28 protein-coding genes, 1 tRNA gene and 1 pseudogene are annotated in these 25,440 nt (G+C 46.7%); 17 read left to right on the top strand and 13 right to left on the bottom strand.

Annotated elements, in window-relative coordinates; all coding sequences use genetic code 11:
* Positions 1 to 102 precede the first annotated feature (102 nt).
* A complete protein-coding gene (locus tag ADH68_RS02155; protein ID WP_027201740.1) occupies positions 103 to 672 on the bottom strand; it encodes a Crp/Fnr family transcriptional regulator in 570 nt (189 codons plus the stop codon).
* Between the two features lie 299 nt (positions 673 to 971).
* Between ADH68_RS02155 and istA (ADH68_RS02150) the strand changes: the two genes are divergently transcribed.
* Complete coding sequence (istA, locus tag ADH68_RS02150; RefSeq protein WP_068959738.1) at positions 972 to 2,573, top strand: IS21 family transposase; 1,602 nt, start codon at positions 972 to 974, stop codon at positions 2,571 to 2,573.
* 37 nt (positions 2,574 to 2,610) lie between these two features.
* A complete protein-coding gene (istB, locus tag ADH68_RS02145; RefSeq protein ID WP_068961956.1) occupies positions 2,611 to 3,393 on the top strand; it encodes an IS21-like element helper ATPase IstB in 783 nt (260 codons plus the stop codon).
* A gap of 65 nt (positions 3,394 to 3,458) precedes the next feature.
* On the opposite strand, the gene ADH68_RS02140 is transcribed toward istB (ADH68_RS02145), so the two are convergent.
* Entirely contained in the window at positions 3,459 to 4,025 is a 567-nt protein-coding gene (locus ADH68_RS02140; RefSeq protein ID WP_084273923.1) for a HipA N-terminal domain-containing protein, read from the bottom strand.
* Positions 4,012 to 4,356, bottom strand: coding sequence for a helix-turn-helix domain-containing protein (locus tag ADH68_RS02135; RefSeq protein WP_068959993.1), 345 nt, complete (start codon positions 4,354 to 4,356; stop codon positions 4,012 to 4,014). The genes ADH68_RS02140 and ADH68_RS02135 overlap by 14 nt, the downstream gene beginning before the upstream one ends.
* 147 nt (positions 4,357 to 4,503) lie before the next feature.
* Here ADH68_RS02135 and ADH68_RS02130 point away from each other — a divergent pair, with 147 nt between their 5' ends.
* Positions 4,504 to 5,013, top strand: coding sequence for a hypothetical protein (locus ADH68_RS02130; protein WP_084273924.1), 510 nt, complete (start codon positions 4,504 to 4,506; stop codon positions 5,011 to 5,013).
* Between the two features lie 121 nt (positions 5,014 to 5,134).
* Here the strand turns inward: ADH68_RS02130 and ADH68_RS02125 are convergent, their stop codons facing one another.
* Genes ADH68_RS02125 through ADH68_RS13860 form a run of 3 tightly spaced genes read right to left on the bottom strand, consistent with a single transcriptional unit; the run spans position 5,135 to position 7,099 of the window.
* A complete protein-coding gene (locus ADH68_RS02125; protein ID WP_068959994.1) occupies positions 5,135 to 6,403 on the bottom strand; it encodes a PcfJ domain-containing protein in 1,269 nt (422 codons plus the stop codon).
* 12 nt (positions 6,404 to 6,415) lie between these two features.
* Positions 6,416 to 6,874 (bottom strand): Cas9 inhibitor AcrIIA9 family protein, encoded by a 459-nt coding sequence (locus ADH68_RS02120; RefSeq protein ID WP_084273925.1) that lies wholly within the window; start codon positions 6,872 to 6,874, stop codon positions 6,416 to 6,418.
* A gap of 12 nt (positions 6,875 to 6,886) precedes the next feature.
* Entirely contained in the window at positions 6,887 to 7,099 is a 213-nt protein-coding gene (locus tag ADH68_RS13860; RefSeq protein WP_133165748.1) for a hypothetical protein, read from the bottom strand.
* A 295-nt stretch (positions 7,100 to 7,394) separates the two neighbouring features.
* On the opposite strand from ADH68_RS13860, the gene ADH68_RS02110 reads away from it, so the two are divergent.
* The 4 genes from ADH68_RS02110 (at position 7,395) to ADH68_RS02095 (ending at position 9,996) form a co-directional block, all read left to right on the top strand.
* Entirely contained in the window at positions 7,395 to 7,589 is a 195-nt protein-coding gene (locus ADH68_RS02110; protein ID WP_068959997.1) for a hypothetical protein, read from the top strand.
* A gap of 445 nt (positions 7,590 to 8,034) precedes the next feature.
* Positions 8,035 to 8,568 carry a hypothetical protein gene (locus ADH68_RS02105; protein ID WP_198161556.1) on the top strand — a complete coding sequence of 178 codons (534 nt, stop codon included), beginning with the start codon at positions 8,035 to 8,037 and terminating at the stop codon, positions 8,566 to 8,568.
* Complete coding sequence (locus ADH68_RS02100) at positions 8,528 to 9,235, top strand: hypothetical protein (RefSeq protein WP_068959998.1); 708 nt, start codon at positions 8,528 to 8,530, stop codon at positions 9,233 to 9,235. Before ADH68_RS02105 ends, ADH68_RS02100 begins: the two co-directional genes overlap by 41 nt.
* Positions 9,232 to 9,996 (top strand): metallophosphoesterase, encoded by a 765-nt coding sequence (locus tag ADH68_RS02095; RefSeq protein WP_068959999.1) that lies wholly within the window; start codon positions 9,232 to 9,234, stop codon positions 9,994 to 9,996. The genes ADH68_RS02100 and ADH68_RS02095 overlap by 4 nt, the downstream gene beginning before the upstream one ends.
* A 477-nt stretch (positions 9,997 to 10,473) precedes the next feature.
* Here ADH68_RS02095 and istB (ADH68_RS02090) read toward each other — a convergent pair whose 3' ends face one another.
* The gene (istB, locus tag ADH68_RS02090) at positions 10,474 to 11,256 is read right to left on the bottom strand and encodes an IS21-like element helper ATPase IstB (RefSeq protein WP_068961956.1); all 783 of its coding nucleotides are present in this window, start codon (positions 11,254 to 11,256) and stop codon (positions 10,474 to 10,476) included.
* A gap of 37 nt (positions 11,257 to 11,293) precedes the next feature.
* Entirely contained in the window at positions 11,294 to 12,895 is a 1,602-nt protein-coding gene (gene istA, locus ADH68_RS02085) for an IS21 family transposase (protein ID WP_068959738.1), read from the bottom strand.
* 237 nt (positions 12,896 to 13,132) lie between these two features.
* Here istA (ADH68_RS02085) and ADH68_RS02080 point away from each other — a divergent pair, with 237 nt between their 5' ends.
* The 9 genes and pseudogenes from ADH68_RS02080 to ADH68_RS02035 all read left to right on the top strand — a co-directional run bounded on the left by ADH68_RS02080 (position 13,133) and on the right by ADH68_RS02035 (position 19,891).
* On the top strand, positions 13,133 to 14,107 hold the full coding sequence (locus ADH68_RS02080) for a tyrosine-type recombinase/integrase (RefSeq protein WP_068960000.1): 975 nt from the start codon (positions 13,133 to 13,135) through the stop codon (positions 14,105 to 14,107).
* Positions 14,091 to 15,137: a tyrosine-type recombinase/integrase gene (locus tag ADH68_RS02075; RefSeq protein ID WP_068960001.1), complete on the top strand. Its 1,047-nt coding sequence runs from the start codon at positions 14,091 to 14,093 to the stop codon at positions 15,135 to 15,137. The genes ADH68_RS02080 and ADH68_RS02075 overlap by 17 nt, the downstream gene beginning before the upstream one ends.
* A gap of 111 nt (positions 15,138 to 15,248) precedes the next feature.
* Positions 15,249 to 15,716: pseudogene (locus ADH68_RS02070) on the top strand (toprim domain-containing protein); the annotation flags it as partial.
* 206 nt (positions 15,717 to 15,922) lie between these two features.
* Entirely contained in the window at positions 15,923 to 17,326 is a 1,404-nt protein-coding gene (locus ADH68_RS02065) for a coiled-coil domain-containing protein (protein WP_068960002.1), read from the top strand.
* 302 nt (positions 17,327 to 17,628) lie between these two features.
* Complete coding sequence (locus tag ADH68_RS02055; RefSeq protein WP_068961978.1) at positions 17,629 to 17,898, top strand: zinc ribbon domain-containing protein; 270 nt, start codon at positions 17,629 to 17,631, stop codon at positions 17,896 to 17,898.
* Between the two features lie 7 nt (positions 17,899 to 17,905).
* On the top strand, positions 17,906 to 18,196 hold the full coding sequence (locus ADH68_RS02050; protein ID WP_068960003.1) for a YciI family protein: 291 nt from the start codon (positions 17,906 to 17,908) through the stop codon (positions 18,194 to 18,196).
* On the top strand, positions 18,193 to 18,744 hold the full coding sequence (locus ADH68_RS02045) for a GNAT family N-acetyltransferase (RefSeq protein WP_008774220.1): 552 nt from the start codon (positions 18,193 to 18,195) through the stop codon (positions 18,742 to 18,744). Before ADH68_RS02050 ends, ADH68_RS02045 begins: the two co-directional genes overlap by 4 nt.
* Entirely contained in the window at positions 18,711 to 18,911 is a 201-nt protein-coding gene (gene dmpI / locus ADH68_RS02040) for a 4-oxalocrotonate tautomerase DmpI (RefSeq protein ID WP_068960004.1), read from the top strand. Before ADH68_RS02045 ends, dmpI begins: the two co-directional genes overlap by 34 nt.
* Entirely contained in the window at positions 18,908 to 19,891 is a 984-nt protein-coding gene (locus ADH68_RS02035) for a GNAT family N-acetyltransferase (RefSeq protein ID WP_084273927.1), read from the top strand. The genes dmpI and ADH68_RS02035 overlap by 4 nt, the downstream gene beginning before the upstream one ends.
* 102 nt (positions 19,892 to 19,993) lie before the next feature.
* On the opposite strand, the gene ADH68_RS02030 is transcribed toward ADH68_RS02035, so the two are convergent.
* From ADH68_RS02030 to ADH68_RS02010, 5 genes are all read right to left on the bottom strand, one after another.
* A complete protein-coding gene (locus tag ADH68_RS02030; RefSeq protein WP_068960005.1) occupies positions 19,994 to 20,896 on the bottom strand; it encodes an IS982 family transposase in 903 nt (300 codons plus the stop codon).
* Positions 20,897 to 20,973: 77 nt separating this feature from the next.
* Positions 20,974 to 22,425, bottom strand: a complete 1,452-nt coding sequence (tnpC, locus tag ADH68_RS02025; RefSeq protein ID WP_068960006.1) for an IS66 family transposase — start codon at positions 22,423 to 22,425, stop codon at positions 20,974 to 20,976.
* A gap of 186 nt (positions 22,426 to 22,611) precedes the next feature.
* Positions 22,612 to 23,583: an ISAon1 family transposase gene (locus tag ADH68_RS02020; protein WP_232321436.1), complete on the bottom strand. Its 972-nt coding sequence runs from the start codon at positions 23,581 to 23,583 to the stop codon at positions 22,612 to 22,614.
* Positions 23,552 to 23,923 carry an ISAon1 family transposase N-terminal region protein gene (locus tag ADH68_RS02015; protein WP_068960007.1) on the bottom strand — a complete coding sequence of 124 codons (372 nt, stop codon included), beginning with the start codon at positions 23,921 to 23,923 and terminating at the stop codon, positions 23,552 to 23,554. Before ADH68_RS02015 ends, ADH68_RS02020 begins: the two co-directional genes overlap by 32 nt.
* Positions 23,924 to 24,178: 255 nt before the next feature.
* Positions 24,179 to 24,263: transfer RNA gene (locus tag ADH68_RS02010), tRNA-Ser, on the bottom strand.
* A 271-nt stretch (positions 24,264 to 24,534) separates the two neighbouring features.
* Here ADH68_RS02010 and ADH68_RS02005 point away from each other — a divergent pair.
* Positions 24,535 to 25,083: an outer membrane beta-barrel protein gene (locus ADH68_RS02005; protein ID WP_068960008.1), complete on the top strand. Its 549-nt coding sequence runs from the start codon at positions 24,535 to 24,537 to the stop codon at positions 25,081 to 25,083.
* Positions 25,084 to 25,440: the final 357 nt, after the last annotated feature.

The raw sequence follows: 25,440 nt of genomic DNA, 5'->3' as shown, positions 1-25,440 counted from the left end.
ACTTTTTTTGGTTGTTATAATCAGTGCAAAGTTACGGGCATTAAACGAAACAACTCTCAAACTAAGTTGAGAGTTGCACAGAAGGGTATTTTTTCGGAGATGCTATTTCTCTCCAAAAGTAATCTCCTTGCGAATACGGCTAAGATATGTTGGCGTTATTTGCAGATAAGATGCCAATTCTTTAAGTGTGATGTTTTGCAGTATATCAGGGCAACACCTTAATAAATGGATATAATGTTCCTTTGCAGACAGACGATACATATTCAGAAAACTATCGTATGCCTGAATGAAAAATCCGTCCGATATAGCACTATGCAGCTTAGGTTCTTTCTCGAATAGTTCATCCACAATGTTTCGGTTACATACATAAACTTCAGAATCCTTTGCCGCTATAATATCTGCTGCAACAGGAGTATTCATCACCAGACTTGAATAATCACCTATCGGAGTATCACAAAATGAAAATCCGGTAATATGAATATTACCCTCTGAGTCTATCACAGAATACTTGAAATATCCGTGTTTAATGAATCCCCATACACATTTTGTGGTTTCTCCACGATGAAGAAAATATTCACCTTTTTTGTATGAGCGTAACTTACCCTCTTTGGTGCATAGTTCGCGCCAAAAGTTCAAATCAATTTTATCTATATAGAGATTGAATTTATCCATATAATAGTCTGTATGATATCTATTTGCAAAGGTAAGTAGATGTTGAAAATTAGTTTATATCAATTTTTTTGCGTATCTTTGTGTAAACACATAAAGACACATCGCTATCGCAAAAATCAAAGTTATACAACTGACAGACCAACAACGTCTGCAATTAGAGGAAGGCTTTCGCCAAGGCAAGAGCTGCATCTAACATTTGAAAAGGGACCCAGGTAGAGCAATTGAAAAGGGACCCACCCCATGGGTAAGTTCAACCGGATATCGTTGATTAGAAAGAACGACATCAACGATTCCACAAAATGCTACACATGGAGGAAAAAACATCCATTATTCTGTCTCATCGCCGCGAGGGGATGAGCATCCGCGAGATAGCGCGCCGCAACGGCATGAGCCGCAAGACCGTGCGCAAGTATCTGCGCGAGTTCGAGAGAGAGGCCGGCCCGTCACCGACAGAGCGGGAGGTTGACGATTATCTGCTGACCAGGCCGAAGTATGACAGCAGCGGACGCGTCAGGCGTGTTGTGACCGATGATGTCCGCCGTCGCATCGATGGTTTTATCGCCCGCAACCGGGAGAACGTCGCTGCCGGATTGCACAAGCAGCAGATGCGCAAGCTCGATATGTGGCGACGTCTTCAGGACGATGGCGTGCGTATCGCCTATTCCACAGTATGTCAGTATGTCCGTGCGCTGGAGGCAGCGCCGAAGTCGCAAGAAAAGCCTGCAAAGGCATATATCCGTCAGGACTATGAGCCTGGATTCCGTTGCGAGTTCGACTGGGGCGTGCTTACCCTGTGGATCGGTGGAGTCAGGACTCGCCTTCACATGGCGGTATTCACCCTCGACCACAGCAATATGCGCAAGGCATATCTGTTTTCGCGCGAAGATACCCTGGCTCTTATGGAAGCCCACCGCAACTGCTTCCGGGAGTTGGGGGGCACCCCGCGCGTGATGGCCTATGACAACATGCGTACCGCCGTAAAGAAGTTCCTCGGGCGCGACCGCGAGCACACGGATGCGCTGCTGCGCATGGAGGTACACTACTGTTTCACACCCCATTTCTGCAACCCTCGCTCGGGATGGGAAAAAGGCAAGGTGGAACGTTCGGTGGAATATATCCGGCGTCGTGCATTCTCGTTCGAGGTCCGGTTTGACTCCCTGGATGCCGCGCAGACGCATCTGGCGGCAGTCTGCGACAGGCTCAACACAGAGGCGTCCAACATGTCGGCGGAAGAAAAACGCCTGCGCATACAGGCCGATCTGGCGGCGCTACGTCCGTTGGACCACGGTGACATCGGCTGCTTCGAGCAGCGGCTGTACCGCGTCGGAAAGTATTCAACGATAACCGTTGACGGAGTGCACTACTCTGTGCCCGACCGTCTGGTGGGCTCGCAGGTGGCGGTAAAGCTGTATTCCGAGCGCATCGTGGTGCTTTACGGACGCGACAAGGTGGCCAATCATGCCCGAAGCCGACGCTCCGGCGACTGGGTCATCGACCTGATGCATTATCTGGGTACATTCCTGCGCAAACCGGCCGCTCTGGGGCGGTCTGTGGCTCTGCAACAGGTACATCCGTCGGTGGCGGCGCTTTACCGCGAACACTTCCGCGAGTCTCCGCGAAGCTTCATAGAACTGCTTGTGTTCACCCGCGACAACAATCTGGCATACACTGACATCGTCCGTGCCGCCACAAGTCTTTCGTCCCGCGGGCTCCAGCGCCTCTCATCTGAACAGATACAGGCTCAGATGATCTCGGCGGAAGGACATATGCAGTCAACCGCCGATATCGCGGCAACGAACGTTCCCGACCCGCAACAGGCTGAAATAGAAAGTTCGGCAAGCCATACCCTTGACATGCTTTCATCATTTATGGAATATACCCGCGCATCGCAGGCAGACTGAATACCCCCCCAAAAAACAACCAATACACTGAATGACAATGACAGACATACATGAAACAGACCGTGACGGACTTCGGGAGCTCATTCGCTCATGCGCTTTCGACCTTAAACTCCCGCTTGTGCGGCGCGACATCGACCTGCTTATACAGCAGAGCGCCGACGAACAATGGAACCTATGGCGGTTTACAGCCGAACTGCTCCGGCGCGAAAAAGAGAACCGCTCTGAAAACCAGCGCCGTCACCGCATCAAAAACGCAGGGTTCCCGCAACTTCGCTATCTTAACGAAATCGACACCGACGCTCTGCCCGCCGATGCCCGGAAAGCGCTCCCGACACTCGAGACACTCGACTTCATCAAAAACGGACGCAACCTCATTCTATACGGCAATCCCGGAACAGGCAAGACTCATCTGGCGACAGCTCTCGGTATCGCCGCATGTAATGCCGGACACTCGGTGCTGTTCACATCCGTGCCAAGACTGCTCACGCAGATACGCGAGTGCCGCAACGCTTTGACACTCCGGTCGCTGGAAAACAAGTTCGAGAGATACGACATGGTCATCTGTGATGAGTTCGGATACGTCTCCTGCGACAAGGCCGGCGCAGAGATGCTCTTTAACCATCTCTCCCTCCGCACCGACAAGAAGACGACCGTCGTCACAACCAATCTCGCCTTCAACCGCTGGAACGAGATTATTGACGACAAAGTACTGGTCACCGCAATGGTAGACCGCCTGACCCACAAGGCTATACTGCTTAACATGACAGGCAAATCATACCGCATGAAAGAAACTCAGGAAATGATGACTCAACAAATATAATTATCTTTGCATCCCCATCCCGGGTGGTCCCCTTTTCAAATGCTATCCGGGTCCCTTTTCAAATGTTAGATACACTTGGGGTCATACGTGTGCCGGAACTTCACAAGCCAGTGGCCGTCACTGTCGGAAAACACCGCTTTCGGTCTTGCCCCGCCACTGTTGCCGCTGTTGAAAAGCAGAAGTTCGGCATCATCGTCCTGTCGTTCCCGAAGCACCTCAAGAGCCTTTTGCTGGAGCATATCAAAATCGTCGGTCTCTTCACCTGTAACAATATTAGAAACAGGTGCATACGTCAACGCGCCCATGCCACCACTGCCGACAATGCTAAGTCGATCGAGTGCCGACAGGTCGGAATCATTTATACCTTCGCGTAGCAGAGCCTTATGGAGCAGATAGCGCCCGTAACCATCCGGGAGGCTGTCCTCGAAAATGCCGAAATCACCGTTGAATGGTGTCGGCTTGGCTATGAACATACCCGGTTTCAGCGGCAACTCTAACGGGGAGATGCTGAAACCGTCAGCAAGCCATTCCCTGTCATATTCAAAGACACAAAGACGGTTGTCAGGTGTAAGTGACATCGTGCCGACATTGCGGTCGTGGTATTTCACGGAAAGACGGTCAATCTTCTTCATCGGTGCGGGTTTTGCGGTTGTATGCTTTCTTCTTGCCGGTATTCTTACGTATCTGCGTGAGTTCCTCCATTGTGGAATACTTTGGGGCGGCGAATATGTCGCGCACGTCTTGCAGATAATCCATCGAGATAGCAAGGAGTATCAGATTCTTCAGGGATATGAGGCCTTTCTGCTCGAAGCGTGTTATATTGGCGAGAGCCACGCCTGACTTACCGGCCACGGTTTCCCGTGTCAGACCACGCTCCACACGCCTCTTGCGGAAGTCATCTGCCATCTTGCGGGCCACATCTTCCGCATCAGGCAGTGCAAAACCGTCTAATACTGACAACATATTATCTGAATAATTCACATCTGCGCAAATACTGATTAAATATTATCAATTACAAAGATAGCTATTATTCCTGACATGAACAAATCTGCATGAGAATATTTCAGTTGCAGGACATACAAAACCGAGGATAAATCGTTAATTTTGTGTATGGCAAAGAAGAAACGACAAGGACATTACTGCCGGATATGCGGTGAGTATAAAGCCAATGAGAAATTCAGTGGCAAGGGACACGCACAGCATATCTGCAAGGCGTGTATGTCAAAGAAAAATAAAGGGGGCGAAATCGATACTGAAATTCCGGTTGCTGACGAAGATTTTGATGATGAACTGTTCGGAGACATGGAGTATGATATGTTCAATCCCGACATTGACATTATGCCTTCGGTAGAGCCGGAACATAAGAAATACGATAAACTCAACAAGGAGGAGAAGGCTGCACTGAAAGAACTATGGGCTGACATAGTAATCCGCTATTGGGAGGATGAACGACTTATCCCATTCGGTGAGCCATACTCAAAAATCAAAAGGGAACTTCTGGAGATATTCGCTGAACAGGGAGAGATAGCCCTGAAGGATGACAACAACCTGAAAGTCTTTCTTCACGACACAATGATAGCAACAATCAATAAGGTTCTGAAAAGGAATGCGAGCATATAGTAGAGAAGTTTTTAAGCATAAATACAGCCCAAACGCCGCCTTTGGGCGGCCGAAATTTTTGGCAAAATGAAGGTGACGGAGGTCTTATGCTCCGCCACCTTCATCGCTGATATGGCACTGGCTATGCTCTTTTGCGCTCTGCTATCATCTTCTTGTTGGCGTTGATGATACCGGCTATCTGCTCGGTGTACTCGCATATTCCGTTGGCAAATGCCCGGCATTGGATTATGTGGTAGTCGTCAAGCGAGATTTCGATGGTGGCTATCTGCTTGTTGCCGATGTAGGCGGTGAGGGTCAGCGTATTCTCTTTGAGAAAATATTTGGCTGTACCGCAACAAATAGATTGACTTTCTCCGATTTTATAGTAATCGTCGATGGTGTCGATTGAGTGAATTTCAATCTCTCCGTCAGTCATCGCCATTCCGAAATAGCGGGATTTGAGTTCCTCAAACTTGGCTTTGTCCTCAATGGCTTGCTGACGCTCTTTCTCTCTCTGCTCCTTGATGCGCTGGCGGTTAACCTTTGCCACATATATGTCGTGGGCGTTTTTGAGGTCTTGGGGTGCTATCAGCGAGGGTGAATTGATGTCTCTCCCCATACGTTCCAGCATCTTGATGTAGTCGAACCACATTCCAACATCCTTGAACTTGTATCCGTTGCGCTTGGCTATCTTGATTGTGTTCCAATACCTGTCAACATCTGCGAGGTGGTGGCAAAGGTGGCGAAGCAACTCTATCTCGTTGGATTTCATCAGTGTCTCGGCTTTCGGATTGGATAGCAACTGCTGAAAGAGTGTCACGGGGTGGATATGATACGTTGAGTTCTTGAACCCGTTGCGCTTGATGGTGTCAGTGACTTTGATGCGGGGATATACCCATTCATCTGCTATACGCCAGAATGCTTCGTTGTCTCGCCTTATCTCGAATGGAGAGCAAAAGGCGAAGGTGTCAAAGTAATAACCGCCCAATGTACGTTGCAGTCCAATGACAATTTTCCTGCCCTGCGGGTCTATCCAGTATTGACCGATTTCAAGATAGGCGGGCTTGGCTTTCGCTCCCTTGCGCATTTCGGATAGCAACATCCACATCCTGACCACCTGATACTCTTCCTTCGTTGTGATTACCACAAAGTAGGATTTCTGCTTGATTACACGCTCCTTTGTGTCCTTAATTTCAAGTTGTGCACCACACTCGGGGCAGAAACATCTTCCGTCACGGGTCTCGATAAACTCGGCTCCGCAGTCCATACAAGTGCATTTACCGCCTTTGAGCCTGTAAGCGAAATGTTCGTGGGTATTTCTGAACGCCCATTCCATCTGGGGAGTGGTGAGCGGGCGTAGTTGCCCACTCAGTTCCACTAACCTTGATTGTATTTTGTTCTTCGGTTTCATCGCCTTTCAGTTTTAGAGTTCATCAAATAGGTTGGGGATTGAGTCAATCTCTGCTCCGGCTTTGGGAGCGGTGGCGGTCGGCTTGGGTTGTGCCTTCGGCTGAGATTGTCTGCGGAGTTCTCGGAGTTGTTCCTGCTTGAACTGCTCCATAGCCTGCTCTTTGAGTTCGGCTTTATCTTCCTCGGTAAGTTCCGGCTTGGATACCACGATGTTGCAGTTGATGGGAGTTCCGCCATCCTCGATATTCGCCTCATCAAAGTAGTCCATGAGGATATTTTCTACAGTTTTGTCATCTACCACGCACAGACCGCTCTTTTGGATAGTCCTGCAAAGGTGATTTACTGCACCTTCCATACTCTTGGATGGGTTCGCCATCTTGATAGCGAATGTGGGTTCTGCGATGCAACGCTCTTGGAGCATCTGCTGCATAACTGCGATTGCAGCGTTGTTGGATTTCATTGAATTTGCCATATCAGTGTTGTATTAAAGTGTGAATAGCCAATAGATTATCAGTATTGCGGTTATGAAGGATATAACCCAGCCCGCACCTCGGATTACAGGTCTGACTATCGCCCACACCAGAGTTCCGATTATTGCTCCGATGATGATTGCCACCACCTTAGCAACCCTTTTTATTTGGTTGAACCTGAGGCTTTGAGCTTCGCCTTGACCTTTTATGTGGCTGTTTGTTTTCATCGTTGCGACTTTTTTTATTTGTATATCACCATCGGTTTTCGCTTGCTTGACACCTACAAGGCGTGTGGTGAACAGAGGGGATGTTCGCCTTTGGCGGAAAAATACAAGCCACAGGTCTGGAGATTTTTCAGTCAAAAGGCATTAGAATATCCCCGGCACCACACGTTCCCCACTGGCAAGCAAGTTGAAAATCGTTGTTGATTAGACAATAACAGGAGCCACGACTCCGGCACGGTGAAAACACACGGTCACATAATCGCAATGAAATCCCGTATCTAATCGTTAATTTTGTATCATGGAAATCAAAAAAGGCAATAAAGTAATCATCACTGGAAAGAATATCTGTTTTGTTGCAGGTATTCTCTCATTGGTCGCAGGAATATATTGGCTGGTCAGAGCATTGTTTTATGATGACACCAATCTCATTGCCATGCTGTCAAGTATGTGTATTGCACTCTACTTGATAACCTACGCTGGAAGACGTTCCTGAAATCGGCACCGCCCAGTCCCGGAAAGGCGAGTCTGTGATATGCCGACAACGCAGGAAGTCGGCACATCACTGTCTCAGCTCGTGGACTGCTATCTAAGCGGTAAGTGAGGGAGCGGTCGTAAAAGTCTTTATTAGCAACGGCGAAAAAGAACACGGATGAACGGCATATAGTCTTAGAGGTAAAAGCAGCGTCCCCGATGCTTACCTCGGAGGCGTTGCAGGTTATCGGTGTTCCGCCGGTGCCAATAGGCTGGAGGCGGTCAATGGGTGTCAGTGCCCGCGCACCGTCACCTTTTGACGGCATCCCGCCGCCAACCCTGAAGACCGCTCCCTCTCTCATCGCTTTCGATATGGGAATTAATCAATAAGGTTGTTCTAAATAATTTGGCCAAGTCAAAATATATTACTAAATTTGCAATTCGCGAATTGCAAATATCTTATACAAATGACTAAATCTCATAATGGTATGCGTCCGCAGGATATAGTGATCCTACTTAAAAAAGTAACCCTTATAGGTCGGGATATGACCAATGCGCAGGTCGCAAAGGATCTTGGCATTAGTGCTTCGGAAGTATCTGAAGCATTGGAACGCTGTAGGATTGCCAGACTTATGGATAATGCCAAACAAAGGGTTAATATCCTTGCACTCAAAGAGTTTCTTATACATGGGCTGAAATATGTCTTTCCGGTTCAGCCTCAGTCCAAAGTAAGGGGTGTTGCCACTGCCATTTCCGCCTTACCGATGAGTGATAAGATAGTATCCGAAAAAGAAGCATACGTATGGCCGGACGCAAAAGGCAATCTGCGCGGAGAGTCGATTGTACCTTTATACCGTACTGTTCCGATGGCTGTTCAAAATGATTCCATGCTTCATAGTCTGCTTGCCATTGCCGATGTTTTCAGAATCGGCAGGACGAGAGAAGTAGAGATAGCCAAAGATGAACTCAATTCAATACTCGCGACTTATGATGTCAGGTAATATCAGAAGGCTAAAAGTAATCGCAGAAGGACTCGGTGAACTGTGCAAAGATGTTGTGTTTGTCGGTGGCTCGGTTGCAGAACTGTATGCCGATGATCCGGCTGCTACCGACATCCGTCCAACTATGGATGTCGATTGTGTTATAGAGCTTGCCACCTACGGCAGTCTTCAGGATTTTGAGCAGATGCTTAGAGACCGCAAGTTTGTAAATGATATAGAATCAGGCGTAATATGCCGTTGGAAATACAATGGCGAGATTGTGGATATTATGCCGGACAGAGACAGCATACTCGGCTTTACAAACAGATGGTATCATCCCGGATTTAAGCATCGTGAAGAAGTAATAGTCGATAATCTGACCATCTATATTCTTCCGCCACTCTATTATGTCGCGACTAAAATTGAAGCCGTCAGAGGTCGCGGAGGGGAAGATCTAAGATTTTCTCATGATTTTGAAGATCTGGTATATGTGCTGAATAACAGACAGGATATTGCCGAACTGTTCGACAATGAGAATAACAGTGACCTAACCGACTACCTTTCGTCATGGACGAAAGAGATGCTTTCACGTCAGAACTGTAGAGAGGAAATTGAGTGTATGCTGCCGTATGGAGATTACGACCGCGTGGACTACATAATAGAAATTCTAAACCACTTCTCAAGATGAAGATACAGTACGCGTCCGATTTACATCTGGAATTTGGAGCCAACACATCAATACTAAGAAAACATCCAATGGAACCTGTCGGCGACATACTTATACTAGCAGGAGATATTGGTTATCTCGGAGATGACGGATTGATGAAACACCCTTTCTGGGATTGGGCTTCCGAAAATTTCAAAGAGGTGATTGCAATTCCAGGAAATCATGAACTGTACCGAGGATTTGATATAAATGAACTGACTGAGGACTGGGAACACCGTATAAGAACCAATGTCCGATATGTCTATAATAAGTTAATTCACCTTGACGAAACAACAGACTTGATTGCCTCTACTCTATGGGCAAAAATCCCGCCGGAAAATGGATTGCTAACCCAGCGAAATGTAAGTGATTTTCATTGTATCCCTGATGGCGTAAATCCTCTTGGCTGGGAGCGTTTCAATGAAGAACATGAAAAATGCCGAAACTTTATTGAACGAAAGGTTCGCGAAAGTAATGCCGACAAAATTATGGTCGTGACACATCATGTGCCTTCATTCGCCCTTATGGCAGAAGAGTTTAAGGGTAGCCCCATAAATGGTGCCTTTACCTCTGAGTTAGGCAATATGATAGCAGACAGTCGTATTGATTACTGGATCTACGGTCATTCTCATCGCAATATTTTAAAGAAGATTGGAAATACGATGTGCGTATGCAATCAGTTCGGATATGTCCGGGCATTAGAGCATCTTTATTTCCGAAAGAATGCTGTTATAACCCTCTGAGATTTAGATTTGCAATTCGCGAATTGCAAATCTTTAGTACAACGACACTAATTGATAAGTCATTGGCTGCTACTCGCTCGACGAAAATAATCGGTGCCTTTACAATTTTTACAGTGATATATATGTAAATCACTGTGAATAGCGCCATTATTTAAATGGGCGGGGTTATAACCACTGGAACGTTGAAAGGGGCAATTAATACCCCATGTAGGCTCGTTATCTAAATATAACCTAAAGGGTATAATTGGACGTTGCGTAATATATTTTATACCCTTTATGGTGTAGTTTGAAATATATTTACTATCTTTGCACCCAAAAGGGTATATTTATGACTCAGTTGGCAAAATATGTGAAGGAGATGCGTAAGCAATTCGGGCTTACACAGGTTGATCTGTCCCAGAAGTGTATCTAACATTTGAAAAGGGACCCGGATAGCATTTGAAAAGGGGACCACCCGGGATGGGGATGCAAAGATAATTATATTTGTTGAGTCATCATTTCCTGAGTTTCTTTCATGCGGTATGATTTGCCTGTCATGTTAAGCAGTATAGCCTTGTGGGTCAGGCGGTCTACCATTGCGGTGACCAGTACTTTGTCGTCAATAATCTCGTTCCAGCGGTTGAAGGCGAGATTGGTTGTGACGACGGTCGTCTTCTTGTCGGTGCGGAGGGAGAGATGGTTAAAGAGCATCTCTGCGCCGGCCTTGTCGCAGGAGACGTATCCGAACTCATCACAGATGACCATGTCGTATCTCTCGAACTTGTTTTCCAGCGACCGGAGTGTCAAAGCGTTGCGGCACTCGCGTATCTGCGTGAGCAGTCTTGGCACGGATGTGAACAGCACCGAGTGTCCGGCATTACATGCGGCGATACCGAGAGCTGTCGCCAGATGAGTCTTGCCTGTTCCGGGATTGCCGTATAGAATGAGGTTGCGTCCGTTTTTGATGAAGTCGAGTGTCTCGAGTGTCGGGAGCGCTTTCCGGGCATCGGCGGGCAGAGCGTCGGTGTCGATTTCGTTAAGATAGCGAAGTTGCGGGAACCCTGCGTTTTTGATGCGGTGACGGCGCTGGTTTTCAGAGCGGTTCTCTTTTTCGCGCCGGAGCAGTTCGGCTGTAAACCGCCATAGGTTCCATTGTTCGTCGGCGCTCTGCTGTATAAGCAGGTCGATGTCGCGCCGCACAAGCGGGAGTTTAAGGTCGAAAGCGCATGAGCGAATGAGCTCCCGAAGTCCGTCACGGTCTGTTTCATGTATGTCTGTCATTGTCATTCAGTGTATTGGTTGTTTTTTGGGGGGGTATTCAGTCTGCCTGCGATGCGCGGGTATATTCCATAAATGATGAAAGCATGTCAAGGGTATGGCTTGCCGAACTTTCTATTTCAGCCTGTTGCGGGTCGGGAACGTTCGTTGCCGCGATATCGGCGGTTGACTGCATATGTCCTTCCGCCGAGATCATCTGAGCCTGTATCTGTTCAGATGAGAGGCGCTGGAGCCCGCGGGACGAAAGACTTGTGGCGGCACGGACGATGTCAGTGTATGCCAGATTGTTGTCGCGGGTGAACACAAGCAGTTCTATGAAGCTTCGCGGAGACTCGCGGAAGTGTTCGCGGTAAAGCGCCGCCACCGACGGATGTACCTGTTGCAGAGCCACAGACCGCCCCAGAGCGGCCGGTTTGCGCAGGAATGTACCCAGATAATGCATCAGGTCGATGACCCAGTCGCCGGAGCGTCGGCTTCGGGCATGATTGGCCACCTTGTCGCGTCCGTAAAGCACCACGATGCGCTCGGAATACAGCTTTACCGCCACCTGCGAGCCCACCAGACGGTCGGGCACAGAGTAGTGCACTCCGTCAACGGTTATCGTTGAATACTTTCCGACGCGGTACAGCCGCTGCTCGAAGCAGCCGATGTCACCGTGGTCCAACGGACGTAGCGCCGCCAGATCGGCCTGTATGCGCAGGCGTTTTTCTTCCGCCGACATGTTGGACGCCTCTGTGTTGAGCCTGTCGCAGACTGCCGCCAGATGCGTCTGCGCGGCATCCAGGGAGTCAAACCGGACCTCGAACGAGAATGCACGACGCCGGATATATTCCACCGAACGTTCCACCTTGCCTTTTTCCCATCCCGAGCGAGGGTTGCAGAAATGGGGTGTGAAACAGTAGTGTACCTCCATGCGCAGCAGCGCATCCGTGTGCTCGCGGTCGCGCCCGAGGAACTTCTTTACGGCGGTACGCATGTTGTCATAGGCCATCACGCGCGGGGTGCCCCCCAACTCCCGGAAGCAGTTGCGGTGGGCTTCCATAAGAGCCAGGGTATCTTCGCGCGAAAACAGATATGCCTTGCGCATATTGCTGTGGTCGAGGGTGAATACCGCCATGTGAAGGCGAGTCCTGACTCCACCGATCCACAGGGTAAGCACGCCCCAGTCGAACTCGCAACGGAATCCAGGCTCATAGTCCTGACGGATATATGCCTTTGCAGGCTTTTCTTGCGACTTCGGCGCTGCCTCCAGCGCACGGACATACTGACATACTGTGGAATAGGCGATACGCACGCCATCGTCCTGAAGACGTCGCCACATATCGAGCTTGCGCATCTGCTGCTTGTGCAATCCGGCAGCGACGTTCTCCCGGTTGCGGGCGATAAAACCATCGATGCGACGGCGGACATCATCGGTCACAACACGCCTGACGCGTCCGCTGCTGTCATACTTCGGCCTGGTCAGCAGATAATCGTCAACCTCCCGCTCTGTCGGTGACGGGCCGGCCTCTCTCTCGAACTCGCGCAGATACTTGCGCACGGTCTTGCGGCTCATGCCGTTGCGGCGCGCTATCTCGCGGATGCTCATCCCCTCGCGGCGATGAGACAGAATAATGGATGTTTTTTCCTCCATGTGTAGCATTTTGTGGAATCGTTGATGTCGTTCTTTCTAATCAACGATATCCGGTTGAACTTACCCATGGGGTGGGTCCCTTTTCAATTGCTCTACCTGGGTCCCTTTTCAAATGTTAGATGCAATCGTCCGTATTGGGCCATTCATCACCTTCCTCGTTGAACCCATATCTGAGCGCGGATTTTCTCCATCTGAAAGAATGCGCTCTCAGCATAGAGCAGTTCCCAGTAAGAAAGGAGGTATTCCATGACTGAATTTGTTTCGGGGATAGCTCCGTTGATAAAGCGGTTTATCGCTTTCAGAGTCGCTTCTGAACACTGGAATGTCACCTCTTATGAAGTCTGCATGCGTCTGTTCGATCGATATTGCCACCACCGATATCCGGGCGAAAGCATTCTGACTCAACAAATGGTTGATGGATGGTGCGCCAAACGGGATACTGAAAGTGGAAAATCGTGCCAGACAAGGGCCTATCCGATAATAGCTTTCGTAAAATATCTCAAATCAAGAGGGTTGACCAACGTAAATCCACCGAAGCTTCCCAAAAAGATGCGTTCGACATACGTCCCTCATGCTTTTTCAGAAGATGAACTACGAAGATTTTTCAATGGATGCGACACTCTGTCCGGCCCTTTGACCAAACAAAACAGAATCCGCAATATATCTATACCGGTATTCTTCAGACTACTATACAGTTCTGGAGTGCGAACTACGGAGGCTCGTCTGCTCAGATGTGAGGATGTCGACCTTGAAACTGGAGTACTCAATATCAGGCTATCTAAGGGATATGACCAGCACTTTGTCGTCCTACACGATAGTATGCTTCAGCTTATGCGGGAATACGACAAGGCGATAGCTGACATATTCCCTGAACGGACTTATTTCTTTCCCGCAAGAAATAACTCTTTTCATGATAATTCATGGGTATCTGACAATTTTCGGAAAATCTGGAAAAATGTAAGTCCATGTCATGCTGTTCCCTACGCGCTGAGACATCATTATGCCACAACCAATATAAACAACTGGATTAACCGCGGCATGGATTTTAACTCAAAGTTGTTATATCTGTCCAAGAGCATGGGGCACAGTGTGATAGAGAGCACTGCCTATTACTACTCCCTCGTGCCCGGACTCTCCGATATTATAGAAGAGAGGACACAAGAATCCTTCGATAACATTGTCCCTGATTTAACCGATGTCAACCATGAAGAAACCGAATAAAGAGGCCGTTGCATTCTCGCGCCATATCAATGACTGGTTGACTGTCTATGTGCCAACCGTCCAATCAAGCAGCGCCCATACAGTGAAGAACCATCATGACGCACTGTCTCTGTTCCTACATTTTATAACTCAGGTAAAAGGTCTTGATGCCAGGACTTTCTCTTTCAAGCTTCTTGAACGTCAGGTCATAGAAGAATGGATACTTTGGCTGAAGAATGACAGAAAAAACTCTTCCGAAACGTGCAACAACCGCCTTGCATCCATCAGGGCATTTATCAAATACCTATCCGAGAAAGATGTCAGCCTGACATATCTGGCCTGCGAGTCTGCTCAAATACCAAGACAGAGGTCAGTCCGTAAGAAAGTCGAGGGATTGAGTAAGAATGCGGTGAAAGCATTGTTGAATGCACCTGATACGAATACTTCAACTGGACGCCGTGATCTCGTGTTTCTCATATTGATGTATGGCACTGCCGCACGAATAGACGAGGTGCTGTCTATGAAGATACAACATCTTCATCTTCATGCCTCCAAGCCATACGCTACGATAATAGGAAAGGGGAATAAGGTCAGAACCCTCTATCTGCTTCCAAAAGTTGTGGCGCATCTTGAAAAATATATAGTGGAGTTCCATCCAACGCAACTAGATCCGGATTCCTATGTATTTTATTCACGGATAAAAGGGACTAGCACCAAGATGACTCAACCTGCTATTGCAAAACGACTTCATAAATATGCGGCAGTAGCTAATGGAGAATGCCCGGAAGTCCCATTGAACCTGCACGCCCATCAAATAAGACATGCGAAAGCCTCTCATTGGCTTGAAGATGGCATGAATATCGTACAGATATCTTTTCTCCTTGGACATGCTGATGTCAAAACTACTATGGTTTATCTTGATATTACAACCGAGCAGGAAGAAAAGGCTCTTGCCACAATTGAGAACGAAAAAGACAGAGAAATACCTAAAAAATGGAAGAAGGCTCCTCAATCTTTTGCTGAACTCTGCGGTCTCCGTGTCATAAAATGAGAAAATAAAATCCAAACCTATATATAGAACTGACTACACAATATAGGTTTTACGGAAGAGGTTTGGATTTTATTCTTGTTTGGATAACGCACTTTATCCAAACGTTTGGATAAATTGCGCAACCGCTATTTCAAGGGCTGTATTGCCCCTAAGGAAATCTCCCACATCAGACAGGCGGGAAAAGCGAGGGAAACGTGTTATGTGTTCGAGGGATTTATGGACTACCTCTCCTTTCTGACATTGAGACAGGAGAGCTGCCCGAATTATCCGGAGTTGGAGGGACAGGACTACATTGTATTGAACTCCGTATCGAATGTGAGCAAGGCTCTCTATCCGTTGGGTAGCTACGAGCGCATACATTGTTTCTTTGACAATGACCGTGCAGGGATGGAAGCACTCCGGCAAATTCGTATGGAATACGGCAGGGATTTATACATCCGTGACGCTTCGCAGACCTACAGCGGATGCAAGGACTTGAACGAATACCTACAAAAACAGGCTGAAAGAAACAGGCAAATCCAGTCCGTAAGAGAGACGCACACCCAGCCACCGAAAAAGAAGAACGGCTTTCGGTTATAGCCCACTATAACTACACGCTCCACTTTCGTAGTTGTGGGCTCTCCCGAGGGGATTAGGGCTTTGCCCTAATAACCCACTCAGGGCGTTCACCCCTGAGAACCCCGAGCAAAGAGTGACCCTCTCTTTGCAATCACCGCTTATGGGTTGCACCCCTAAGAACCCCACTGCGGAAGCGAACAAAGCAATCTAATGTAAACAAAAAAACTATGGCAACAAAATCAAGCATACATATCAAGCCTTGCAACATCGCATCGAGCGAGGCACACAACCGAAGGACTGCCGAGTATATACGAAACATCGGGATGTCCAAAATCTATGTTGTGTCCGAACTTTCTGCCGACAACGAACAATGGATAAACCCGAACTTCGGCACTCCCGAACTGCAAACGCACTACGACAATATCAAACGGATGGTCAAGGAAAAGACCGGACGTGCCATGCAGGAAAAAGAGCGGGAACGCAAAGGAAAAAATGGTAAAATAATCAAGGTGGCAGGATGTTCCCCCATTCGTGAGGGTGTACTGCTCATCAGACCGGAAACCACACTGGCTGATGTGCGTGAATTTGGCGAAGAGTGCCAAAGACGCTGGGGCATCACGCCACTCCAAATATTCCTGCATAAGGACGAAGGACATTGGCTGGGTGAAAAACCTGACGCAGAAGACAAAGAGAGTTTTCAAGTGGGTGAAAAATGGTTTAAGCCGAATTATCATGCCCATATTGTTTTTGACTGGATGAACCACGATACAGGAAAGAGCCGTAAACTCAATGACGAGGATATGGCAAAAATGCAGACTTTGGCATCAGACATTCTAATGATGGAACGTGGGCAATCAAAAAATGTTACTGGTAAGGAGCATTTGGAACGAAATGACTTCATCATTGAGAAGCAGAAAGCCGAACTACAACGTATAGAGGAAACCAAGCGACACAAGGAACAACAAGTAAGCCTTGCCGAGCAGGAACTCAAACAAGTAAAATCGGAAATACGCACCGACAAACTCAAAAGTGTAGCTACCGATGCAGCCACAGCCATAGCAAGCGGTGTCGGTTCTCTTTTCGGAAGCGGAAAATTGAAAGATTTGGAACAAACCAATGAGAATTTACGTCATGAAATTGCCAAGCGTGACAAGGGTATTGATGAATTAAAAGCCAAGATGCAACAAATGCAGGAACAGCACGGCAAGCAGATTCGGAACCTACAAGGAATACATAATCAAGAGCTTGAAACCAAAGACAAGGAAATATCCCGATTGAACACCATTCTTGAAAAAGCGTTCAACTGGTTCCCTTTACTCAAAGAGATGTTGAGAATGGAAAAACTCTGCTATGCCATCGGATTTACCAAAGATATGATAAACAGTCTTTTGACAAAAAAGGAAGCAATCAGATGCAATGGGAAAATCTATTCCGAAGAGCATAGACGAAAGTTTGACATAAAGAACGATATTTTCAAGATTGAGAAAAGTTCGGTTGATAATAATAAATTGGTGCTTACAATAAACAGGCAACCAATAGGCGAATGGTTCAAAGAGCAATGGGAGAAACTTCGGCAAGGTTTACGACAATCAGCGGAAGAGCCAAGAAAAAGTAGAGGATTCAAGTTATAATTCCGCTCTATATAATGCAAAATATCAATAAAATAACTAATTTTGCATTCGGATAGGGGCAACTTTTTCCAAGACATAAGAAAAAGAAGCGTTATGCTCATCAAGTATTTGGAAACGTAGGAAATTTTCAAATTGCATACTCAGATGGCATAGTGGTTCTCACGCATATAGCGTGGGCTGCTATTACTACATCTGTATGCAAGGTTTCCTACGACCTCCGAATAAAGAAGTGGCATTGCAGTCCGCGCTTTTGTATTTTAATAACCTGCCCTGTTGGACTGATGGGCAAAAAGAAAAACGATATGGAACAAAAATTCTGTCAAAGCTGTGGTATGCCGCTAACAAACGAAATCCTCGGTACGAATACCGATGGCACACTCAATGAAGATTATTACATCTACTGCTACAAAGATGGCAAGTTTGCGCAGGATATGACTATGGAGCAGATGATTGACCACTGCGCCCAATTCACTGATGAGATAAACAAGCAGTCAGGACAGAACTTGACACAGGAACAGGCTAAAGACATGATGCGTCAATTCTTCCCTCACCTTAAACGCTGGAAAAAATAGACTCGTTATGTTTATTGCAATTCTCACATACAAAAAGCCGCTGGACGAAGTTGACCAATTTCTTCAGGCGCACCGTGAATATCTCGCCAACCACTATGCCGACGGAGATTTCATCGCATCAGGCCCGCAGAATCCGCGTGTCGGTGGCGTGATAATGATGAAAGCAGAAAGCCGTGAAGCGGTCGATGCTATCATCGCCGAAGATCCGTTTCACATAAACGGCATTGCCGATTATCAGATTGTGGAGTTTACTCCGACGATGTTTATAACGGAGGAGTTAAAGTCGATGTTACTATGATTGAAACTGAGCGACTTATTCTGCGCCCTTGGCTGAAGGATGATATACTTCCATTTTCTGCAATCAACAGTGACGAGGAGGTTATGGAATATCTGCCCAAATGTCTTTCTTTGGAAGAAACGGTGCAGTTTTATAATCGTATAGTTGCCGAGCATGATAGGTTTGGCTACGGACTTTATGCGGTGGAAACAAAAAGCGATGGCCTCTTTATCGGTTATGTCGGATTCCATCATTTTGATTTTGATGCGGGGTTTTCTCCCGGGGTTGAGATTGGTTGGAGACTTGCTAAAGAATATTGGAATCAAGGTTACGCTACCGAAGCCGCAAAAGCCTGTCTTGATTATGCGCGGATAAATCATTTGTTCAATGAAATTTATTCATTCACGACGGTAGGCAACCATCGCTCGGAACGAGTGATGCAGAAAATCGGAATGAGTCGAGTGTGCTTTTTCACTCATCCCTCATTGCCTGAAGGTCATAAATTGAAGCCTCATGTACTTTATAAATTGGAATTATGCCCTACATATCAGTTGAAAGCGGAGCATTAACCTCCGAACAAAAGAAAGAACTTATCGAGCGATTGACAGCGACTGCCTCCAAGATAACCAATATTCCGGCACAGTTCTTCACGGTCACAATCAAGGAATTGCCGGATGAGAACTTTGGTATAGGCGGCAAGTCAATAGATGAAATCAAACGCAACCACAAGCCATGAGCCTTATCCTCAGACCATATCAGCCCACGGATGCCAACGTAATCGCCACTTGGCTTAAAAGCGAATATCTTATGCGCCAATGGTGCGCTGACCGATATGAGAGGTTTCCTGTCACGCCGGAAAATATGAACTCATATCATCAGCAATACATTGACGGACATAACTCTATTGCTCTGACTATGGTTGACGGTGAAGAGATTGTCGGGTATATTACTCTACGCACTCCGGCAGATGATTTATCCGAACAACGTCTTGGTTTTGTTATTGTTGATGACTCAAAGCGTGGCAAAGGATTGGGAAAAACTCTTGTCAGCATGGCGGTTGATTATGCATTCTGCAAACTCGAAGCCACAAAAGTGTCATTGGGCGTGTTTGAAAACAATCCGGCTGCAATACGTTGTTATAAATCGGTTGGATTCCATCGTGTTGGCAGGCAAGAAACTGAGAGTTACAGATGTCTTGGTGAAACATGGAATTGTATTGAAATGGAATACCAGAATAATATTACAATACGCATAATTAAATCCGACGAAGCAATGCTCTTGACCGAATTCCTTTATGAAGCCATATATCAGCCGGAAGGAACTCAGAAAGTGCCTCGCACTGTATTGCAACAACCCATGATATGGGCGTATGTAAAAGATTTCGGCAAATTGCCGGATGATATATGTCTGGTGGCTGTTGTTGACGGTCTGATTGTCGGGGCGACATGGTCGAGGCTCGGCTGTTCATACGGCAAGGTTGATGACTCAACGCCTGAATTGGCAATCTCCGTTTATCCCGAATACCGAGGCAAAGGCATCGGCACAAGGCTTCTTTCTTCCTTATTGGATGCTATTCATAAAATAGGATATGGAAAAGTCTCATTGTCGGTCGATAAATCCAATTATGCCGTAGGCATGTATCTTAAAGCCGGTTTTGAGATATTGGAAGAAAGAGAAGATGATTATCTAATGGTTAAGCGTTGGAAAAATGAGTGAAATTCGACATATTTCATACGACAGTACCTACCTAAACAAGCAGATGGCACTCGCGGTCTATCTTCCTGATGAATATAAATAACGTGAGTTCGATATAAGCAATCAGAACAAAGTTAGCTGGTTATCTGTCACAAACTCCAAAGAGATAGACGGTTTCTTTGGGAAAAAGCAGTAAGCAGCGATAGCACTCAAGGCATTGGTGATAAAATTAGCGAAAGACCGATGCCTTGAGTGTTCTATCTGAGCGATATTTTTAAGTTCATCGTTAACAGATTCAACAAGAGCTCTTTTGCGAAGCATAATTTTGTCTGCTACTGACATCAGCGAGTTCTTCATGTTGTTTTTAACCTTGGTAACGAGCTGGATCCCGTTCATGAACAGGAAATCAAACAGTCGCTTGCCGATATATCCTTTATCACCACAGAGTTTGCCTTTGACATTCTCAATGAACGATTCCGAGTAAAGAGGCTCACGGTCATCCACATTGCCTGGAGTGAACATAAAGTTCAGGATTTCCCCCTTATCATTTATGATCAGATGCAGCTTGAACCCGAAGAACCATCCCATCGAACACTTGCCCCTTTCAGCTATACTTTTGAATGTCTTGTGTATAAGTATACGCTGATGCTTGCAGACTCTCAATGGTGTTGAGTCAACATACGCAATGCCGGTACAAGTCCCCAGCAACACCTCTTTGATGAATACGGTCAGAGGCAATAGTATGGATTTCTGCAACTCAACAAATCTATTGTATGATACAGTTTTGGGAAACAGATGAGTAAGATGTCTGCAGACATATTGAGTGTAGAAATGCTTGAGACATCTGAAGCCCTTGCAGTGGAATAGAATCAGTATCGTTATGACCTCTGCATCTGAAAGCCTTCCAGGCTTATTGCGATGTACTTTGCCATCGCTGATCTGATGTTTTTTGAGCTCGGGAGAAAAATACTTGCAGAAGTCATCGGCAAGACAGAAAATTTCAGTAATTTTGTTCTCGGTAATCATAGCGGTAAAATATTTGTAAATGTGGCCCAAGCCGAAATTCCGTAACTATTCAGCGGACGCGCCGATGTAGTCGCCGTTTAGAAAAGGGCGAGGATTGCGTTGTAGGGCGAGTTGCCGTGCTTCTTGGTTGTCTCGACGATTGAATGCAGATCCATAAAGGCATCGGCACCGAGGTCTGAACGGAAGCAACCGGAGTTTTTGAGTTTGATTTTCAACTTTCTTATTCCACGTTCTGAGGAGTTGTTGTCCGGCGGTATTGCCGGGTCTCGTAGAAAGTTGAAGATGTAGTCACGGCATTTCAGCAAGCCGTTCTTGAAAGTGGTAAACTTTTCGTTGAGCCTTGATAAATTTTCATCAATGAGATTGTCAAGGCGGTCAAGCCATGACTGAGGGTCAATCGACTCCGTCGGCTTCTGATTCCGTTCATGTATCGCTTCCTGAAAGAGGCTTTCCACCGATCCGGACCACTGCTGCTCCTTGTCAAGTTCGTTGAGATACTGGCATTCGCGAAGCAGATGCGCCAGGCACACCTGATGATTTAGAAAATGAAGTGCGAAGTATGCGCTGTGACGGTCGGTCACTGCTGTCATGCGTTCGAGTGAATCGCCAAAACGGTCTTCAAGTTCCCGCCCTTTGCGGCTTTTGCCATGGAACACAAGTGTAAAATACACTGTCTGCGCTATCCACGCCCAGTCAAGACGTTTGTTGCAGTAGCAACCCGATTCATCAAAACCAACTACAGGTGACTGCATTATATACTCCTTGATTTTCTCAATGGCAGGTTCGGCCGACCGTCTGGCCTCGTTGATCCAGTTGACCATTGACCCCTGGCTGATTTCAAGACCGAACACTTCTTTGAAAAAAGCTGCTATACGATTATATGGGAGGAACTGAACCGTTGACAGGTATACGACAAAACCTTTTACAGAAGCGTCATACACAACGGCGTTGGAACGGCGACGTCGGGAGTGGGCTTTTACACGCTTGCCACAAGTACGGCATATCGTGACGTAATGTCTGACCTCCGTTATCAATGGCTTTAGTTCAGGCAACGAGATTATCTGTGTGATGTAATCCAGTTCGGTATCACATCCATCCAGTGAATCTCCGCATTCATCACACATGCCGGGTTTCTCATCCACGATATTGTCGACAGAGTCGTTCAATTCGAGGGTGTTTCCTTCATGGCCTGGCTGACCTCCGGGTTTCCTGCCTGACGGTTTACGCAGGGACTTTGTACGACGGACAATCTCGTCTCTCATCTGCTCTTTTGACGGAGGTGTGCTGCTGTTGCCGGAGTTCTTCGGGGGCTCCTCATATTTTGAAAGGCGTTTGCGAAGTTCCTCAAGTTCTTTATCCTTCTTTTTGAGCATCCGCTCAAGAGATTGAATTTTCCTGAGTTGAGCCTGTCCGTTCCGGTTAATCTGACATATTGTCGCATGCTGAGAGTCGATGGTTTTCTGCATCGACTCAATCTGGGCGGATAATCCGCGCAGCACTTCTGTTATGTCATTAACCGGCTGTTTCACAGATACAAAGATACAAAACTTATTTGACTTTACCAAATAAAATTGCAGCTAATTACTATAAAATCAGCAGGTTGAATTTACTTATAATGGTGATGTCTATTCCACATTATCGCCTTAGCGTGTCCGCTGAATAGTTACGAAATTCCAGTGCATATGTTAAATTGAGTAGACCGAAGTGTTAAATATTCAAGCGTACAGTTTGACCAGGCGGAAGATGAAGAAATCGCGGTCTCGGACACCGCGCATTTGCGAGCGGAAGATCTTGACTTTAGAGTTGAAAGCCTCGGCGGAGGCATTGGTCGCACGTCGCCGGAAGTAGTTCAGGATGGTCGGTGCGTGGTTCTTGAATGTCTTGATGACAGAGCGGAAGTTATTGTTGCCCAATGCCATTACCTTTTCATACCACTTGTTCATCCGCCCCATGGCTTTTGTTGGTGAGATTTTAGCATTGAAAATCCTGCGCAGCTCCATCGCAAGAGTATAGGCACTTTTTAGAATCGGATGGTACTTGAACAGGATATTGACGCGATGACGCTGAATGTCTGTCCATTTGTTCTGCGACATCATCAGGGTGTGCTTACTGCGGGCGAGTATCTGCCGCATGGTCTCACCGTTGGAGTATGTTACCGGCGTAGTGGACTTGTCGCGAATATTTTCCTCGGCAATGAGCTGACGGCGTATGTCGATACGGATTTCGTCAACGGCCTCATTATAGACCTGTTGTACATGAAAACGGTCATTGACCACATGGGCGTTATAGAATACTTCACCTGCTATCAGCATCATTGACGGCGACAGATTGCAGGTAACCTCTTTTACTTTGCGCCTGACTGACTTACTCATGGCTGCTATGAGTATGGATATAATCTCGTCGCTCTTCGTGCCGGGGATGGCCGCAGCCAGCGTGCCCTTGCCGCCGTGGCCGTCCTTGTTGGTCAGGACGGTCCATACCTCGCCGTTGCTCAGGCATGTCTCGTCAAGGCTCATGTACGGACCAATATTGGCGGCATTGAAATAGAAGCCACAGCAAAGTTCCCGGTCACACCAGTCGGCATAACCGCTTATCCTGTTGCGGTATAAATCCGCGAAATACTTGCCGTTGACGCAGTACATCTGCGCTATGTGCTTAATCGACAGTGCCGTCGTCTCCACCTTCATCTTTTAAAAAAGACACGAACTCTGCGCTGAGTCGTGTGCCTTCCTCGTTGGGGAGTTCGAGGTTGTATGAGGATATCTCATTGGTCCGCTTGTCCCACCACTTATTCTTGCGCATGTGAAGATATACGGGGCGACCTCGAAGCGGATAGTCCTGTATTGTAACGTATTCCGTATAACCTCGCGCGACTATGTTCGGATTACGGTAGTCCTCGTCAGAGAGTTTCTTTTTCTCATCAAGCCATATGTCATATGCCTGTTCTGTACGTTCGAAGCGCACCATCTCAAACAGTTCGTCCAGCCCCTGGGGCAAGAACATCCAGAATGCTTCCGATGTTTTCATACCGCAAATTTAACAATTTTCTGAAAATTACATGCACCGGAATTTCGGCTTGACCCCTAATTATTGCTTTCAGGCTAATCAAAATGGAGACATATCCTTATAAGTGGAACAATGTGTCCATTAGCCGGATTTATAATGCGTAACTGTACAAACAGCAGAATAAAATCTTAAATAATACAAAAACACCCAACTTTACATTCTTGGGTGTAAAACTGGGTGTTTGCTTTGCAATTTGCTGATTTTCAGCGTTTATTGCGGAGAGAGAGGGATTCGAACCCCCGGAGGTGTGACCCTCAACGGTTTTCAAGACCGCCGCAATCGACCACTCTGCCATCTCTCCAAAGATGATTTGTGTATATCCGGTGTTGCTTTTTATTGCTTTTCCGAATGATGGTGCAAAGGTAGATGTTTTTTTTTAATTCTGCAATAGACAGGCCGATTTTTTTGTAAATTTATTGATGGAATTTATGATTTGTAGAGGCTAAATGTTAATAGATGAACAAATAACGACGTAGAGTGTAATAACAATAAATCATGTATGCTGCATGATTAACCGAATGTTTATCCTGTAATAACAACTCTTTTACTCCAAAATTCTAAATGTATCTATTATGAAGAAGCTACTTATTGCACTCGCAGCAGTGGTTATGTCGCTTTCAGCAAGCGCTCAGTCATGGTGGGTTGACGGTCAGTTAAGTGCCAACCAGAACAAGCATGGCGATTTTAAGAATATCAGCGTATCGGTTCTTCCTGAAGTTGGTTACAATGTTGGCCGGTGGGATATCGCAGCCCAGTTCGGTTTGGCTTACGCTCATCAGAAAGATGGCGACGGTGCATCAATCCATGGCGCATCATTAAAGTTTAACCCGTTTGTACGTTATACATTTGTCAATATTGGCAAGATTGGATTCTATGTAGATCTTGCAGGACAGTTCCAGACCGGTAAGTTTTTTGACGAGGACGTATCGGGCGAAGAGATTATCAACGGCACTCTCTGGGGTATCGGTCTGAAGCCAGGTGTGAAGTATGCTATCAATGACCATGTCGTTTTCTCGGCGGCTCTCGGCTTCCTCGGCTATAAGCGTTGCCATGATTATGAGTTTGCCGGTATGAGTTTCAATACGGGCAATATGAGTCTTGGTGTTACTTATGTGTTCTAAGTGAATCATTCTCAATACGAGAAGGCTCCGGCATTAATGTGTGTCGGAGCCTTTCGTATGTATAAGAAGGGCAGGGAATCGTCAGTGCCGTGCAGTATGTTGTAATCCCGCGTTGCTGGATGTCGGGTTACGGCCGGACTATTATTGACAATGAAGGCGGAGTTGGTCATTGTTCAAAAGAAAGACGCCCCATAAGGGCGTCTTGTGTGTGTCAATCATATGTTTCAGTTGTAGTATTCTACTTTAGAGCAAGATTTGAGTCGGTTTTGGCTTAACTTCCGATTAGAGGAGCGAGGAACTGTAAAAAAAGTCATAGGTGTCGAGATCGCCTTTCAGCGTGGGTGATTGGCCTATGGC

Origin of the sequence: Muribaculum intestinale, assembly GCF_002201515.1 — a bacterium.
GTDB classification, from domain to species: domain Bacteria; phylum Bacteroidota; class Bacteroidia; order Bacteroidales; family Muribaculaceae; genus Muribaculum; species Muribaculum intestinale.
The sequence above is the reverse complement of the archived record's forward strand: the minus strand, read 5'-3'. Positions and strand labels throughout refer to the sequence as shown.